Genomic DNA, 16,676 nt, shown 5'->3' with positions numbered 1-16,676 from the left:
ATGTTGACCATCAATGATGTGCGCAAAACGTTCTTCGCCGGCACCGTCAACGAACGTGTCGCCCTGGACGGGGTGAGCCTGACCGTGGAACCGGGGGATTTCGTCACCGTGATCGGTTCCAACGGCGCGGGAAAGTCCACCATGCTGAACACCGTGTCCGGGACCATCATTCCGGACTCGGGCAGCATTCAGGTCTCGGGAGAACCGGTCACCAAGCTCAGGGAACACCAGAAGGCCCACTGGATATCCCGCGTGTTCCAAGACCCCATGAAGGGATCCTCGCCCAATCTAACCATTGAGCAGAACATGGCCATTGCGTCTCGTCGCGGCAAGTCCCGGGGGCTGTCCATGGGTGTGACCCGCCCGCGCAAACAGCAGTTCCGGGACGAGTTGGCCAAGTTGGAACTCGGGTTGGAAAACCGGTTGGGTGCCAAGGTGGGGTTGCTGTCCGGCGGCCAACGCCAGGCACTGTCCCTGCTCATGGCCACGTTCTCGTCCCCGGAGATCCTGCTTCTGGACGAGCACACGGCCGCGTTGGACCCGCAGCGTGCCAAGCACGTCACGGAACTGACCGAACGCATGGTCGCGGAACAAAAGCTGACCACGATCATGGTCACCCACAACATGGAACAGGCGCTGCGCCTGGGCAACCGGTTGATCATGATGCACGAAGGCAAGATCCTCTTCGAGCTGAACCAGGAGCAGAAGGCTGGATCCTCCGTGGCGGATTTGCTGTCGGAGTTCCAGAAACTGCAAACGGTCAGCGGGGAACCCACACTCGATGACGCTACGCTGCTAGAAACAGTCCGCGTCACCGAAGAAGGAAAACCGTAGTCACCGTGAACACGAACAGGCGCCAGCGCACCACCTCATTGATTTCGATGGCGGGTCTGCTGGCCCTGTTCGTGTGCATCTTCACCCTCCCTCCGGCCCTGGTGCATCTGGGGCGGGCGGCGTCGGAATCCGCATCCGTCCCATTGACCGGCAGTGCCGTGACCACGATCGTGGTGGGTTTCGGCACACTGCTGATGGGCGGTGTGCTGAGCATCATCGGCATGGTCCGGCGGCGCACCTCGGCCCCGGTGCACAACCCCGAGGACGACTACGTGGCCGAACAGTTCGGCGAGGGGGAGATGTACCACGACTACGACCCCATGGACCTGAACCCGCACCTTCGAACGCAGCAACGCCACGGCGACCGGGACTGACCAAGAAACCCCCGAACCAGCGGTTCGGGGGTTTCTTCCTGTCTTGGGGCGGGGGAGCTGCGCGAGGCGGCAACCGGGGTCGTTAAACGAAAAAGTGCCCGCGATAGGAATCGAACCTACGACCTTCTGCTCCGGAGGCAGACGCTCTATCCCCTGAGCTACGCGGGCGGGGGCTGTCTGATGCGGGTCAAATGTCGAACCGCGAACAACTCGATCGATATTAGCAGGTTCGGCACGGCAGGCGAATCGACTCGAATCGGTGGGTGCCGTTCGTCCCGTTACACTGGTCCGGTGACTCCTGAAGAACTTTCCGCTGCCGTATCCGCATGCCTGCACGATGCCGTAGCCGCCGGTGATCTGACCCTGGTCGACGGTGCAGAGCTTCCCGAAGCGAAGGTTGAACGCCCCAAGAATCGTGAGCACGGGGACTGGGCCACCACGGTGGCCATGCAGGCGTCCAAGAAGTTCGCTCGCAAGCCCCGAGAGATCGCCGAGATCCTGGTGGAGCGCCTGGGCGCCGTTCCGGGTGTGGCCGCGGTGGGCATCGCCGGTCCCGGCTTCCTGAACATCACGCTCGACGCTGCCGCGGCGGGCGAGCTCGCGCAGTCGATTGTCGAGCAGGGCGCGTCCTACGGCACCTCCGACACCCTGGGTGGCACCGCCATCAACCTGGAATTCGTGTCCGCCAATCCCACCGGGCCCATCCACCTGGGTGGCACCCGCTGGGCCGCGGTGGGCGACTCACTGGCCCGAATCCTGCAGTCGCAGGGCGCTGCGGTAACCCGCGAGTACTACTTCAACGACCACGGCGCCCAGATCGACCGTTTCGCCCGCTCCCTATTGGCCCGTGCCCGCAATGAGAACGCCCCCGAAGACGGTTACGGCGGGCAGTACATTGCGGACATCGCTCAGCGAGTGCTCGAGCAGCATCCGGATGCGCTCGAATCCGAGGATCCGCAGGAAGTCTTCCGCGCCGCCGGGGTGGAGCTGATGTTCCAGGAAATCAAGTCCTCGCTGCATGAGTTCGGTGTGGACTTCGATGTTTTCTTCCACGAGAACTCCCTGTTCGAAGGTGGGCAGGTCGAGCAGCTGGTGGAACAGCTGAAGGACTCGGACGCCATGTACTTCCAGGACGGCGCCTGGTGGTTGCGGTCCACCGATTACGGTGACGACAAGGATCGGGTGGTCATTAAGTCCGATGGCAACGCCGCCTACATCGCCGGTGACATCGCCTACTTCAAGGACAAGCGCGGCCGCGGAGCGGACCTGTGCATTTACATGCTGGGTGCCGATCACCACGGCTACGTGGCGCGTCTGAAGGCAGTGGCGGCGGCCCTCGGGGATTCACCGGAGCGCGTTGAGGTGCTGATCGGTCAAATGGTCAACCTGGTCCGCGAGGGCGTTGCGGTGCGCATGTCCAAGCGCGCCGGCACCGTGGTGACCATGGAGGACCTCGTGGAGGTCGTGGGTGTGGACGCCGCACGCTACTCCCTGACCCGCTACTCGGTGGACTCCAACATCGACATTGACCTGGACGTGCTGACCAAGCGCTCCAATGAAAACCCGGTCTTCTACGTGCAGTACGCCCACGCCCGGACATGCGCGGTGCAACGCAACGCCCAGGCCGCCGGGGTCCGTCGTTCGAGCGACGACGGCACGAGCACGTTCGACGCCGCCCTGCTGGATCACGCACGCGAGGCGGACCTGCTGGCCGCGCTGGGACAGTACCCCTCCGTGGTGGCCCTGGCAGCGCAGCTGCGTGAGCCGCACCGCGTGGCTCGCCACGTGGAACTACTGGCCGGCACCTACCACCGCTGGTACGACGTGTGCCGCGTGGCACCGCAGGGCGACGGCCCGGTCGAACCGGTACACAACTCTCGCTTATGGCTCAATGACGCGGTGCAGCAGGTCCTGGCCAACGGCCTGACCCTGCTGGGTGTCGGCGCGCCGGAACGGATGTGATCTCGTGAGTTCAACAGACACTGCGCACCCCTTGGCCCCGGGTTGGTTGACCCTGCCCGAGGACAATGCTGCCCTGGATCCCAAGGTCTTCACCGGCCAGTACGCCCGGGACGATCAAGGCTGCATCACCGTGGACGGCGTGTCCGTGGCCGAACTTGCCCAGAAGTACGGTTCACCCAGCTACGTGGTCTCCGAGGACACCTTCCGTTCGCGGGCCCGTGGTTTCCGGGAGGCCTTCGAGAACGCGTTCACACCCATGGGTCTTGATGTCGAGGTCTACTACGCCTCCAAGGCACTTTTGAACACCCACGTGGCGCGGTGGGCGCAGGACGAGGGCCTCAACGTGGACACCGCATCCGGTGGGGAACTCGAGGTGGCCCTGCGCGCCGGAGTGGACCCCGCCAAGATCGCATTGCACGGCAACAACAAATCGGCCGCGGAGATCACCCGCGCGCTGGACACCGGCGTGGGGCGCATCGTGGTGGATTCCCTGCCGGAAATCCAACTGGTCGCCGATCTTGCCCAGAAGCTGGCGGTGCGCGCGCCCATCATGTTGCGCGTGACGCCCGGTGTGCATGCCTCCACCCACGAATTCATTGCCACCGCCCACGAAGACCAGAAGTTTGGGCTGTCGCTGAACCCCTCGGTCGAGGGCCAGGATTCGCCCGCGTTGCAGGCCATCGCCCAGTGCGTGGCCCTGCGCGAACACCTGGACCTGCGCGGTCTGCATTGCCACATCGGTTCCCAGATCTTCGCGGCCGAGGGTTTCGGCCAAGCCGCCGAACGCGTGCTGGCCTTGCGCCAGACCGTGGCCGAGCGCTGGTCCACGGTGCTGCCCGAGCTGGACCTGGGCGGCGGTCACGGCGTGGCCTACACGAGCGCGGACGAACCGCGCACCGCACGGTCCATTGCCGAGGATCTCGCCGAGCACCTGGCCGGCCTGCTGAAGAACTCCGAGTTGCCCCTCCCGCACCTGTCCTTCGAACCCGGACGTTTCATTGCGGGTCCTTCAGGTTGCACCGTCTACACCGTGGGCACCGTGAAGACCGTGACCGTCAGCCCCGGTGTGCAACGGCGATACGTGTCCGTGGACGGCGGCATGAGCGACAACGCCCGCCCCGTGCTCTACGACGCCGATTACACGGCGGTGCTCGCCAATCGCGTCTCCGATGCGGATCCCGTGCTCAGCCGCGTGGTCGGTAAACACTGCGAATCCGGCGACATCGTGGTGCGTGACGTCTACCTCCCCTCGGACGTCACGGCCGGTGACCTGCTGGTAGTGCCCGTGACCGGCGCGTACTGCTGGGCGCTGTCCAGCAACTACAACTGGCTCACCCGACCCGGAATGATCAGTGTGGACGCCCAGGGACAGGTCAAGGAGCTGATCCGAGCCGAAACCGTCAACGACTTGCTGGCCCGGGACACCGGTGCGAGCGCCGAATAAGCCCCCCAAGGAATAACAGGAGCCATGACTACTTCAGCGACAACTCACCAAGCGAGCCCCCACTTGAAGGTTGCCCTGCTGGGAGCCGGAACCGTGGGTTCCCAGGTGGCCCGCGTTCTTCTCGCCGAAAAGGACGAGCTGGCCATGCGCACGGGTGTGATTCTCGACCTCGTGGGCGTGGCCGTACGCGACGTGAGCGCCAAGCGCGACGTGGAGATCCCGAGCGAGCTGCTCACCACGGATGCGGACTCCGTGATCGACGCGGCGGACATCGTGGTGGAGTTGACCGGCGGCATCGAGCCCGCGCGCACCCGGATTCTGCGCGCGCTCAACGCCGGCACCACCGTGGTGACCGGCAACAAGGCGCTGATAGCGGCCCACGGCCGTGAGCTCCACGACGCCGCGGCGGCGTCGGGCTCGCAGCTGTCCTACGAGGCCGCCGTGGCCGGGGCCATCCCTATCGTTCGCCCCATGCGTGATTCGCTCGCCGGGGACCACGTCACCCGTTTCCTGGGCATCATGAACGGCACCACCAACTTCATCCTGGACCAGATGGACACCACGGGTGCCGCGTTCGACGACGCCCTGGCCGAGGCCCAGGAGTTGGGCTACGCCGAGGCCGACCCCACCGCCGATGTGGAGGGTCACGACGCCGCCGCCAAGGCCGCCGTGCTCGCCTCCCTCGCCTTCCATTCGACCTTCACCCTGGATGATGTCCATTGCCAGGGCATCACCTCGGTGACCGCGGAGGACGTCGCCACCGCCGCCGAGGCCGGCTACGTGATCAAGCTGCTGTCCGTGGGCGAACGCACCGAGGAGGGCGTGAACCTGCGGGTGAACCCCGTGATGATTCCCCGCAGCCATGTGCTCGGGGGAGTGCGCGGTGCGTACAACGCCGTGTTCGTCGAAGCCGAGAATGCCGGCTCGCTCATGTTCTACGGGCAGGGCGCAGGAGGCGAGCCCACGGCGTCGGCGGTTCTGGGCGACCTCGTCTCGGCCGCACGCGCGATCGCCCGCGGGGCCGAGGGTATCCCGCTGAGCGACCACGCCAAGCTGCCCGCCGTGTCCATGGACAACGTGAGCACCCGCATGGCCATCACCGTGACCGTCAAGGACCGCCTGGGTGTGCTGGCACAGATCGCCCAGGTCTTCGCGGACCACGGGGTGTCGATCTCCACCATGCATCAGACCGAAGACCCCAACGACCAGGCCATTTCGGTGCTGCACCTGGTCACCCACACCGGGCGCCACCGTGATCTCATGGACACCGTGGCCGCATTGCGCGAATTGCCCGTGGTGGCCGGGGTGCTGTCGGTGATCCCCGTGGAGACCGGCGAATAAGCCCACCGCCCCGCGGGGCGGTCAAGAACACCCATGGGTGGGTAAACCACACCCACCGTCACACAGCGTCGAGGAGAACCGGTATGGCACACGTCTGGCAGGGCGTCATCAACGAGTACAAGGACCGCTTGCCGGTCACCGAGACCACCGAGGTCATCACCATGGGTGAGGGTGGCACTCCGCTGATTCAGGCTCGTGCCCTGTCCGAACTGACCGGCAGCTCGGTGTGGCTCAAGTTCGAGGGCATGAACCCCACCGGTTCCTTCAAGGACCGCGGCATGACCATGGCCATCACCAAGGCCAAGGAAGAGGGCGCGGAGGCTGTGGTGTGCGCCTCGACCGGTAACACGTCCGCCGCCGCCGCTGCCTACGCCAAGCAAGCGGGCATGCGCTGCGCCGTGCTCGTTCCCGATGGCAAGATCTCCCTGGGCAAGATGTCCCAGGCCGTGGCGCACGGAGCCGACATCATCCAGATCGACGGCAACTTCGACAACTGCCTGGAAGTGGCTCGCAAACTCTCCGAGTCCTACCCCGTGTTCCTGGTGAACTCGGTCAATCCCTATCGCATCGAGGGCCAGAAAACGGCGGCGTTCGAGGTGGTGGACACCCTGGGGGACGCCCCGGACATCCACGTTCTGCCGGTGGGTAACGCGGGCAACATCACGGCGTACTGGAAGGGGTACAAGGAGTACGCCGCCGAGACCCCGGCGACCACCGGCCAGACGTTGGCGCCCGTGTCCACGCACACGCCCACCATGTGGGGTTTCCAGGCCGCCGGTGCCGCGCCGCTCGTGCTGGGCCACCCGGTCACCGAGCCCGAGACGATTGCCACCGCCATCCGGATCGGCAACCCCGCCTCCTGGGACACCGCCATTGCCGCGCGTGATGAATCCGGTGGCCTGATCGACTCCGTGACCGACGAGCAAATCATCGAAGCCCACCGGTGGCTGTCCTCACGCGAGGGCGTGTTCGTGGAGCCCGGCTCTGCCTCGGGGGTCGCCGGTGTGCTCAAGAAGCAGCGCGCGGGCGAAGTGCCCAGCGGCAAGACCATTGTGATCACCGTGACCGGCCACGGACTGAAAGACCCGCAATGGGCCATCAAGGGTGCCGAGGCCGAGGATGCCGGCGCCGTGGAACCCAAGCGCGTGCCCTTCGACGTGGTCCCCGTGGCCGCAGCGCTGGGGTTGGAGTGACCGACGTCGTGAACGAACAGGCCGTAGCCGCGCCGGGCACGAGTGTTTCGGTGCGGGTCCCCGGATCCACGGGCAACGTGGGGCCCGGTTTCGACACCCTCGGGTTGGCTCTGGGTTACTACGACGAGCTCACGGTCACCCGCATCGATTCCGGTCTCGAATTCGAGCTCTCGGGCGAGGGATCGGAACACGTTCCCCACACCGCAGATCATTTGGTGGTCCGCGCGATGCAAGCGGTTTTCGACGCCGCCGGCGCCGGCTCCCTGCCGGGCCTGCGGTTGGAGGCCCACAACCGGATCCCGCACGGGCGCGGCATGGGCTCATCGGCGTCCGCCGTGGTGGCCGGCGTACTGGCCGCCAACGCATTGCTCGCCAAGGACCTGCGGTTGGATCCGAACGCCGTACTGCAGGTGTGCTCGCACTTGGAAGGGCACCCGGACAACGTGGCACCCACTCTGTACGGGGGTCTCACCGTCTCTTTCGAACAGGACGGAACATACGTCAGTGTCCCCGTGCGCGTGCACCGCGACATCATCCCGGTCGTCGCCATCCCGGACTTCGAGGTGGCCACCTCTCTCGCCCGCGGCCTACTGCCCGATACGGTGGCCCACCGCACCGCCGCGGTGACCGCCGGGCGCGCGGCGTTGCTGGTCGAGGCCATGAGCAACCGCCCCGAGTACCTGCTCCCGGCCACGTTCGATTTGCTGCACCAGCCATTCCGGGCCCAGGCCATGGGACCGAGTTTCGAGCTCATGACACAGTTGCGCGACCTCGGATTCGCCGCGGTGATCTCCGGCGCCGGGCCCACGGTCCTCACCCTGGCCAACGGCGCCGACGCCGCCGAGCGGGCGGTTGCCGCGATCGAGCGCATCACCGCGGATCCGGACTCCGCGGCGCACACCCACAACAGCGAGGACGTGTCGTGGCGTGTTATGTCGCTACGCGTACCGGCCGAGGGTGCTAAAGTGGGCGTATCCACGCAATAGGCCCTGGGTTCGCCCACGCGGTTCAAGCGGAGTCCCGCATTCGAATCGACAATCGTGACCGAGCGTCACAGTTGTTTCAATGCGTCACCTCAGTGCGATCCCTTTTCATGATGACCAGGTCACCCCTGTGATGTGACCGCGGCCGGTGGATCACAGGGATCAGAGGACCTCATTGCTGATTTTCTGGCGCGCACTCTGCGCGCATTCAACGTGGCCCGCAGTTGGTGGCCCACAAAATAACGTCGGGTCAGTGCGCGATGTCATCGCCACGGCCCCCATCGAGTCAGAAGGAACCTTCGTGACAGAAACCACCGCCCCCGAACAGGGAACGGAAAATTCCAAGCCCCAGAACACTGGTTTGTCCGGGCTGAAACTTGCTCAGCTGCAGGCGCTCGCCTCGCAGCTCGGCATCACCGGCGCGCGTCGCATGCGCAAATCACTGCTCGTTGAGGCCATTGAGGCCCACCAGCGCGGCGGTGCCGTTGCCGAACGCGACAAGGCCGTGGAGGAGAAGATCTCGGAAACCGCACGCAAGGCGTCCACGCGCCGCGCGTCGTCGTCGGATTCCGCACCGTCCAAGGACGCATCCCAGGACAGCGCAGCCTCGGACCAGGGCGAGAAGCCCGCCGACGCCGCCTCGGGTTCCGCGAACCAGGGCGAGGACCAGAAGAACGAGTCCCAGGGGGAGAGCCGTCCCAGCCAGCACGAACGCCAGTCCGGCTCCCGCCGTTCTCGCCGTGCCTCCGACTCCGGACGCGGGGACCGGTCCCGCAACCAGGATGCGGAACAGCAGGACAAGCAGGATCAGCAGTCCAAGGACTCCGGCCAGGAGAACCAGGGCGAGCAAACCGATAACGCTCAGAACGAGCAGGGCGAGGATTCCAAGGAGTCCGCCAACCGCGGCAACCGCAACCAGCGTTCGCGCGCCAACCGCAACGATCGTGCTGAGCGCAAGGACGGCAACGCTTCACGCAACGAGAAGTCCGGGTCCACCGACCAGGACAACGGCTCCCGCGAGGACAAGCAGGATTCCCCCCGCAAGGAGTCCTCGCAGGACGGTCAGAACCGCCAGGACGGCAACGACCGTAACGAGCGCGGCAACCGCAACCGCAATGAGCGCACCAACGACGGCAACGATCGTGACGGCAACTCGCGCCGTAACCGCCGCAACCGCAATCGCAACGACCGCAATGACCGCAATGATCGCAACGAACGTCGTAACCGCCGTAGCCGCAGCAACGGCCCTGACGTGGACGACATCGAGATCACCGAGGACGACGTCCTGCTGCCCGTCGCGGGCATCTTGGACGTGCTGGACAACTACGCGTTCGTGCGCACTTCGGGATACCTCCCGGGCCCGTCGGACGTGTACGTGAGCTTGTCCCAGGTCAAGAAGAACAACCTGCGCAAGGGCGACGCCATTGTGGGTGCCATCCGCGCACCCCGCGACGGCGAACAGCACAACAGCTCGCGTCAGAAGTTCTCGGCGCTCGTGCAGTTGACCTCGGTCAACGGACGTAAGCCGGAAGAGAACAAGGACCGCGTGGAGTTCTCCAAGCTGGTTCCGCTGTACCCGCAGGAACGCCTGCGACTGGAGACCGAGGCCAAGAAGATCGGCCCCCGAGTGGTCGACCTCGTGGCTCCGATCGGTAAGGGCCAGCGAGGCCTGATCGTGTCCCCGCCCAAGGCCGGTAAGACCCTCATGTTGCAGGCGATTGCCAACGCGATCACCACCAACAACCCGGAGGTCCACCTCATGATGGTGCTTGTGGACGAGCGCCCCGAAGAGGTCACGGACATGCAGCGCACGGTCAAGGGTGAGGTCATTGCCTCGACCTTCGACCGTCCCGCGGACGATCACACGACCGTGGCCGAACTGGCCATCGAGCGTGCCAAGCGTCTGGTGGAAATGGGTATGGACGTGGTGGTCCTGCTGGATTCCATGACCCGCCTGGGCCGTGCCTACAACCTGTCCGCACCCGCGTCCGGACGCATCCTGTCCGGTGGTGTGGACTCGGCCGCGCTGTACCCGCCCAAGAAGTTCTTCGGTGCCGCACGCAATATTGAGAACGGTGGCTCACTCACCATCCTGGCCACCGCTCTCGTGGAGACCGGCTCCAAGATGGACGAGGTCATCTTCGAAGAGTTCAAGGGCACCGGCAACATGGAACTGCGCCTGTCCCGCCAGCTCGCGGACCGCCGGATCTTCCCGGCCGTGGACGTCAACTCTTCCGGCACCCGCCGCGAGGAGAACTTGCTGTCCGCGGACGAGATCAAGATCATGTGGAAGCTGCGCCGTGTGCTGTCCGGTCTGGAACAGCAGCAGGCCCTGGAACTGCTCACCAACAAGTTGCGTGACACGCAGTCCAACACGGAGTTCCTGCTGCAGGTCCAGAAGACCACGCTGGCCAACGGAAAGGACTAGCGAGAAGCCCTCGCTGTCCCGTTCCACCCGTCGATAGGAGACCCTTCAATGTCCGATCCCGTTCAACCGCTGCTGGATGAGCACGCTCAGCTGCAGCGCGAACTGGCGGATCCCGCCGTGCACGCAGACGCGGGTAAGGCCCGCAAGCTGGGCCGGCGGTACTCCGAACTCAACGGCATTGTGGAAGCCCATCGACGGGTGGAACAACTTTCCGAGGATCTGGAGGCGACCCGCGAGCTCGGCAGCATGGATCCCGAACTCGCGGCGGAAATCGAACCGCTCGAGGCCGCATTGGAATCCGCGCAGGAAGCGCTGCGCCGCAAACTGATCCCCAGAGACCCGGATGACGGGCGCAACGTGATCCTGGAGATCAAGGCCGGCGAAGGCGGGGACGAGTCCGCATTGTTCGCCGGGGATCTGCTGCGCATGTACATGCGCTACGCGGAGTCACTCAAGTTCAAGACCGAGGTGCTCTCCTCCACGCCCACCGAGTTGGGCGGTTACAAGGATGTCCAGCTCGCGGTGAAATCCAGCTCCAACGATCCCGCACACGGGGCCTGGGCGCGGCTGAAATATGAAGGCGGCGTGCATCGCGTGCAGCGCGTGCCCGCCACGGAATCCCAGGGCCGCGTGCACACCTCCGCCGCCGGCGTGTTGGTGTTCCCGGAGGTCGACGAGCCGGACGAGATCGAGATCAGCCAGAACGACCTGAAGATCGATGTCTACCGGTCCTCCGGTCCCGGTGGCCAGTCCGTGAACACCACGGACTCCGCTGTGCGCATCACTCACCTTCCCACGGGCATCGTGGTGGCCATGCAGAACGAGAAGTCTCAACTGCAGAACCGCGAAGCGGCAATGCGCGTGCTGCGGGCACGTATCCTCGCGCATCAGCAAGAGCAGATCGATGCCGATAATGCGGCCGTGCGGAAGTCCCAGGTGCGCACCGTGGACCGTTCCGAACGCATCCGCACCTACAACTACCCCGAGAACCGGATTGCGGATCACCGCACGGGGTACAAGTCCTACAACCTGGACCAGGTTCTGGACGGCGCCCTCGAACCGGTCGTGAACTCCGCGATCGAGCTCGACGAGAAGACCCGGCTGGAACAGCTCGGTCAAGACCCGGCCGGAAAGCGAGACTGACCTCCGGTGGGAGCTACCCTGGCTCAGGCACTGCGCTGGGCGCGCGGTGAGCTTGCGGAGGCGGGCGTTGCCTCGCCCGACACGGACGCCGTGCTACTGGCAGCACACCTCATGGGGCTGAGCAGGGGAGAGGTCGAGGCCAAAGCCATTCTGGGGGCCGCCGAACCTGCCGGTTACCGTGACCTGGTGGCCCGGCGGGCCACGCGCATTCCCCTGCAGCATTTGACGGGCAAGGCCCCGTTCCGGCAGCTCGAACTGTCGGTGGGGCCGGGAGTTTTCGTTCCCCGCCCGGAAACCGAATTACTGGTCCAGCTGAGTCTGGACGAGGCCCGGTTGTGGCGCGAGGCCGGTGTGCCCCACCCGCGCATCGTGGATCTGGGAACGGGCACCGGCGCCATCGCGCTGGCCATAGCCACCGAGGATCCCACCACGCGCGTGTCCGCGGTCGAGAAGGAGGACCAAGCATTCGCCTGGGCGCAGCAGAACCTCCGCGGTTCCAAGGTCACCCTCACGCAAGCCGACTTCCGTGACTACTCTCCTGAGAATGCCGGGACGTTCTGCGTGGTGGTGACCAACCCGCCCTACGTCCCTCCCGAGGAGATCCCCGCCGCACCGGAAGTCCGGGACTTCGATCCCCCCACCGCTCTGTACGGGGGAGCGGGCCACGGGATGGCATTGCCGTGCGCGGCCATGGACACAGCCGTTCGGCTGCTCCGGCCCGGAGGCGCAGTGTTCATGGAACACGCGGAGTCCCAGGTGCAGGCCATGGAGCGTGAACTTGCGGCCCGCGGTTTCATGGAGATCCATTTGCATCGTGATCTCGCGGGCAAGCCCCGCGCCACGGGAGCGCGCCGCCCCGCGGTGGCCGCCGATGACCCCACAGATCCGCACCGGACATTGAGCTAAGGAGCTGCTCGTGAGTGCAACGTACAAGTGCGCAGACCAGGACGGCATGAGCGCCGCGATCGATCACGCGGCGCGTGTCTTGGCGGACGGTGAATGCATCGTCATGCCCACGGACACCGTGTACGGCATTGGGTGTGACGCGTTTTCCCCCATCGGTGTCCAAACCCTCCTGGGCGCCAAGGGCCGCACCCGTCAGATGCCACCACCCGTACTGATAGCGAACCCCGGTGTCATGGCCGGTCTCGCCGACCAGATTTCCGGCGCCGCCCGGACCCTCGCCGAAACCTTCTGGCCCGGCGCGCTCACCCTCGTGTGCTGGGCCCAGCCGACCCTGGGGTGGGATCTGGGCGAAACGCACGGCACGGTGGCGCTGCGGGTGCCCGACGACCGCGTGGCTCGCCAGTTGCTCGAACGCGTGGGGCCCATGGCGGTGTCTTCGGCGAACCTCACCGGGATGTCGGCGGCACTCACGGCCCAGGATGCCCAAGAGATGCTCCGGGACCGTGTGGCGCTCTACCTCGACGACGGCGCCCGGCCCACGGCCGAGCACGAGGCGGACAATCCCAGCGGGCTTCCCTCGACCATTGTCGACTGCACCGGTGAGGTGCCCGTTGTGCTGCGCCTGGGCGCCATCGGACTCGCCGAACTGCGAGCCGTCGTACCCGGCGTGGACGCCGGGGACTTCGCACCGACCAACCAGACCGGCGACCACAACGCACACGAGGACGAGCAGAGCGCGGGAGCGACACGTCCCGCGGGGGCGACCGACGCGGGCTCGTCACCCGCGGAGCCGGAGGAGGCCCCGGCGGAACGCACCGTCGACCGCTCGCGGCCACACAACGACGTCGGCGGCCGGTCGACACGCCGCTCAACGGCCGAGCCGCTGGTCGAGCCGGGGGCTTCCGAGGCCGAGGTGGCCAGGGCACTCGTGCAGCATGCGGCTGCGGGGCCCGGCGCGCGCGTGGACCAGAATCGGCACCGCCCGAACGCATCCCAGCCGGGCTGGGGTGGCACCGCGGCATTGAGCATGGACGAAGCCAGCCGGCTCGTCAACGGCGGTTGATGTCGGGCAGCCAAACGGGGTGAGACGGGGCGGGGGCCGCAACCAGGACGGTTGCGGCCCCCGCCCCGTGCGGACCAGGCGCTATTTACCCAGGGACAAATGCGCCTGACGCAGAACTTCTTGCACGTTGGGCTCGGGTATCACACCGTTCTCGTGCGCCCAACCCGGTACCTGACGTTGACCGAACCACGTGACCTCAAGGCGTCGGATGGCCCCGTTGAAGCGATTATTGGCCAACCCCGACACCCAGTTACCGGCGTCGATCACGGCGCGGCACAGTAACGGCGGCAATTGCAGCGGATGGCGCCTCCCGGCATCGCGCAGGACGGAACCGTTCGTGGCACCCTCCCAGGGCTGGAGGATCACGGCGGGCAGGGGCTCGGGATACTCACCCACGGCCACCGCGAACTGCGCGAGTGCCTTGACGGAGGTGACCGGTGTGGGGGCCGTGCCGTCCCCGGCCACCGAGGAAAAGACCGAGGACGCGAACTTGGCGAGCAAACGCGTGGTGCGTCGCCCACTGCCCATGACCGAGGTGGCGCGCAGCACCGTGAGCTGCGGGGCGTTTGATTCCGATTCCCACTGCGACCGCAACCGGTACAGCGCGGACTCGCCCAGAGCCTTGGACAATGAGTAGGCGGAGAAGGGTGCGGTGCGGATGGATTCGTCCAGCACGGGGGCGTTCGCCTGCACCGATGCCGAGCTGATGTGAATGACCCGGCGGACACCCGTGCGGTGCGCGGCCAGGGCCACCAGGACGGGTAGCAGCGCATTCGCACCGGTCAAGGACTGCTGATGGGTTTGATCGGGGGCCGCCAACCCCGCGGCATTGACCACGATGTCCGCGCCGGCAAACGAATCCGCCAGGTAATCGATCACCGACTCCAACCGATGAGCGTGCTCGATCACGTGGTGCACGGTGGTGGCCGGGGAGGCCAACCGGGGCGTGGACACGGGGGTCACGGCAATGTTCTTGGTCTGCAGGGCAGTGGTGATGGCCGACCCCACAAAACCTGTGGCTCCGAGTACTCGCCAGCTACTAGCTGTCACGGTGAATCTCCTCCCGACATTGGTTTCCTCATCGTACGACAGCAATCCCGCGCTCACCGTGTCTGGGGGATTGTCAGCTGCGCGTTGATAGAATCCGTGAGTCCAGCGGGGCCCGAGTTTGTAGGTCCCACACAGAACTTTCCGCGGGAGCAACCATGACTCGAGCCAGTTCCGACCCGGCGCGGAGCCGGCGCGTCAGCGTTGCATGCGTAACGCAAGACCGCCCCCGCGACGTTGCGGAGTTGATTGCGGGGCTCAGGCGCCAGTCGGATCCGATCCACAGCCTGTGCCTGGTGGACGCGGGCAGGACTGCCCTGGACCGCACTCATCTCCTCGATCTGATCGACGGGACATTCGAACTCCGATACATGCGCTCGGAGGCCAATCTGGGCGGCGCGGGTGGTTTCTCCCTGGCCATCCTCACAGCTCTGTCCGCCGGCGCGGACCAGGTGTGGCTCATGGATGACGACGCCCATCCGGAGGATGAGCACTGCCTTCGGACCTTGCGCCGCGCCGCCGCGGAACGCGACCTGGCGGTGGTCTCACCCCTGATTGTGGCACCTCAGGACCACGGCTCGTTGTCCTTTCCGTTCCGCCTCGAAGGAGTCATCACGCATTCTCGAGATGACGTTGAACCTTTAGGGTTCATTCCCTCGTACGCGGCCTTTTTCAATGGTGCGCTCATGGCCGAATCGGTGTTCTTCACCGTGGGGCTGCCGGATCTCAAACTCTTCCTGCGCGGTGACGAAGTGGACTTTCTGGTGCGGCTGCGCAAGTCCGGGTTGCCCTTCGGCACCGTGACCACCACCGCCGTGGCCCACCCCCCGGGGTGGGACGAGGAGCACGTGGTGATTCCCGGCAAACTCCAGGTGCTGATTCCCCCGGGGCAGTTCAAGCAGCAGCACTTCTTCCGTAACCGCGGCTACGTCTCGTGGCACTACAAACGCGTGGTGCAACTGGCTGCTGACGCGATCGGCTATCCGGCGTACTACCTGCAGCGCGGAGACCTCAAGGGGCTGCGCACATGGGCCACCCGATACGTCAATGGAATGCGGGGACGTGGTTTCGGTGGCCCTCGCTGAGCCCATGGGTGCCGCAGAACTCCCCGCCGACTTCTCGCTGTTGATGCCCGTGTACCGGGGGGACTCCGCGTCCCGGGTGCGCCGGGCCGTCGAGTCGAACACGGCGGAGCAAACACGGCCTCCCGCCCAGGTCGTGATTGTCCGCGATGGGCCGGTGCCCCAGGAAATCACCGATGAACTCGACCGGATCAGCGCGGCGTCGTCCGTGCCCGTGGTGCGCGTGGATCTGGAACGTAACGCGGGCCTGACCGATGCCCTGAACACGGGCCTGCTGTGGTGTGATCACGACATCGTGGCCCGCGCGGACGCGGACGATATTTCCTATCCGGACCGGTTCGAACGGCAACTGCCACTCATCGAGGACGGCGCGGATCTGGTGGGCGCCTCCATGCATGAAATCGGCGACGACGAATCGGATCCGGTGGCGCTGCGCCGGGCACCCGTGGGGTATGCGGAGATCGCGCGGGTGGGTAAACGTCGGAACCCGATCTCCCACCCGTCCGTGGTTTTCCGCCGCAGCGCCGTGGAGGCGGTGGGTGGGTACCAGCACGTACCCATGGCCGAGGACTACTGGCTGTGGGCCCGCATGCTCCGCGCCGGGGCGGACGTGCGCAACATTCCCGAACCGCTGGTCGGCTACCGAGTCTCCGCCGGTTCGTACGAGAGGCGCGGGGGACCCCGCGTGTTTCGGGCGGAATTGGCGTTGCAATGGAAATTGCGCCGTTTAGGGTACATCGGGTTCATACAATGGGCCACGAACGTGATCGTGCGGGGCGGCTACAGATTTGTACCGCTCAGGGTGCGGGAAACGGCCTACCGGTTCATGGTGGGCCACCGCAGTAACTGATTCGCGTGCTCGAAAGGACATCAACA

The 16,676-nt window shown here is 65.9% G+C and carries 14 protein-coding genes and 1 tRNA gene; 13 read left to right on the top strand and 2 right to left on the bottom strand.

Going from position 1 to position 16,676, the window contains the following annotated elements; genetic code table 11:
* Together ABEA06_RS11835 and ABEA06_RS11830 are read left to right on the top strand one after the other, a co-directional pair.
* Nucleotides 1–834: an ABC transporter ATP-binding protein gene (locus ABEA06_RS11835; RefSeq protein ID WP_303381591.1), complete on the top strand. Its 834-nt coding sequence runs from the start codon at nt 1–3 to the stop codon at nt 832–834.
* A 5-nt stretch (nt 835–839) separates the two neighbouring features.
* Entirely contained in the window at nt 840–1,208 is a 369-nt protein-coding gene (locus tag ABEA06_RS11830) for a hypothetical protein (RefSeq protein ID WP_345311605.1), read from the top strand.
* 95 nt (nt 1,209–1,303) lie between these two features.
* Here ABEA06_RS11830 and ABEA06_RS11825 read toward each other — a convergent pair.
* Nucleotides 1,304–1,376 (bottom strand) — tRNA-Arg (locus ABEA06_RS11825).
* A 123-nt stretch (nt 1,377–1,499) separates the two neighbouring features.
* Here ABEA06_RS11825 and argS point away from each other — a divergent pair.
* The 9 genes from argS (at nt 1,500) to ABEA06_RS11780 (ending at nt 13,671) form a co-directional block, all read left to right on the top strand.
* Nucleotides 1,500–3,170 carry an arginine--tRNA ligase gene (argS, locus tag ABEA06_RS11820; RefSeq protein WP_312395114.1) on the top strand — a complete coding sequence of 557 codons (1,671 nt, stop codon included), beginning with the start codon at nt 1,500–1,502 and terminating at the stop codon, nt 3,168–3,170.
* Between the two features lie 4 nt (nt 3,171–3,174).
* Nucleotides 3,175–4,614, top strand: coding sequence for a diaminopimelate decarboxylase (gene lysA / locus ABEA06_RS11815; protein ID WP_303381588.1), 1,440 nt, complete (start codon nt 3,175–3,177; stop codon nt 4,612–4,614).
* Nucleotides 4,615–4,638: 24 nt separating this feature from the next.
* Nucleotides 4,639–5,955, top strand: coding sequence for a homoserine dehydrogenase (locus ABEA06_RS11810; protein WP_303381587.1), 1,317 nt, complete (start codon nt 4,639–4,641; stop codon nt 5,953–5,955).
* Between the two features lie 83 nt (nt 5,956–6,038).
* Entirely contained in the window at nt 6,039–7,148 is a 1,110-nt protein-coding gene (thrC, locus tag ABEA06_RS11805) for a threonine synthase (RefSeq protein ID WP_345311604.1), read from the top strand.
* Nucleotides 7,149–7,156: 8 nt separating this feature from the next.
* Nucleotides 7,157–8,134: a homoserine kinase gene (gene thrB, locus ABEA06_RS11800; RefSeq protein ID WP_345311603.1), complete on the top strand. Its 978-nt coding sequence runs from the start codon at nt 7,157–7,159 to the stop codon at nt 8,132–8,134.
* 298 nt (nt 8,135–8,432) lie between these two features.
* Nucleotides 8,433–10,559: a transcription termination factor Rho gene (rho, locus tag ABEA06_RS11795; RefSeq protein WP_345311602.1), complete on the top strand. Its 2,127-nt coding sequence runs from the start codon at nt 8,433–8,435 to the stop codon at nt 10,557–10,559.
* Nucleotides 10,560–10,607: 48 nt separating this feature from the next.
* Nucleotides 10,608–11,702 (top strand): peptide chain release factor 1, encoded by a 1,095-nt coding sequence (gene prfA / locus ABEA06_RS11790; RefSeq protein WP_190780119.1) that lies wholly within the window; start codon nt 10,608–10,610, stop codon nt 11,700–11,702.
* Between the two features lie 6 nt (nt 11,703–11,708).
* A complete protein-coding gene (gene prmC, locus ABEA06_RS11785) occupies nt 11,709–12,608 on the top strand; it encodes a peptide chain release factor N(5)-glutamine methyltransferase (protein WP_345311601.1) in 900 nt (299 codons plus the stop codon).
* Between the two features lie 10 nt (nt 12,609–12,618).
* Nucleotides 12,619–13,671, top strand: a complete 1,053-nt coding sequence (locus ABEA06_RS11780; protein WP_312395102.1) for an L-threonylcarbamoyladenylate synthase — start codon at nt 12,619–12,621, stop codon at nt 13,669–13,671.
* Between the two features lie 81 nt (nt 13,672–13,752).
* Here the strand turns inward: ABEA06_RS11780 and ABEA06_RS11775 are convergent, their stop codons facing one another.
* Nucleotides 13,753–14,721, bottom strand: coding sequence for an NAD-dependent epimerase/dehydratase family protein (locus tag ABEA06_RS11775; protein WP_303381581.1), 969 nt, complete (start codon nt 14,719–14,721; stop codon nt 13,753–13,755).
* 155 nt (nt 14,722–14,876) lie between these two features.
* On the opposite strand from ABEA06_RS11775, the gene ABEA06_RS11770 reads away from it, so the two are divergent.
* Entirely contained in the window at nt 14,877–15,803 is a 927-nt protein-coding gene (locus ABEA06_RS11770) for a glycosyltransferase (protein ID WP_312395100.1), read from the top strand.
* Nucleotides 15,781–16,650 (top strand): glycosyltransferase, encoded by an 870-nt coding sequence (locus ABEA06_RS11765; protein ID WP_312395098.1) that lies wholly within the window; start codon nt 15,781–15,783, stop codon nt 16,648–16,650. The genes ABEA06_RS11770 and ABEA06_RS11765 overlap by 23 nt, the downstream gene beginning before the upstream one ends.
* Nucleotides 16,651–16,676: the final 26 nt, after the last annotated feature.

This window comes from Kocuria gwangalliensis (genome assembly GCF_039544365.1).
Taxonomy (GTDB): domain Bacteria; phylum Actinomycetota; class Actinomycetes; order Actinomycetales; family Micrococcaceae; genus Kocuria; species Kocuria gwangalliensis.
This window is presented reverse-complemented; position numbering and strand designations above follow the sequence as displayed.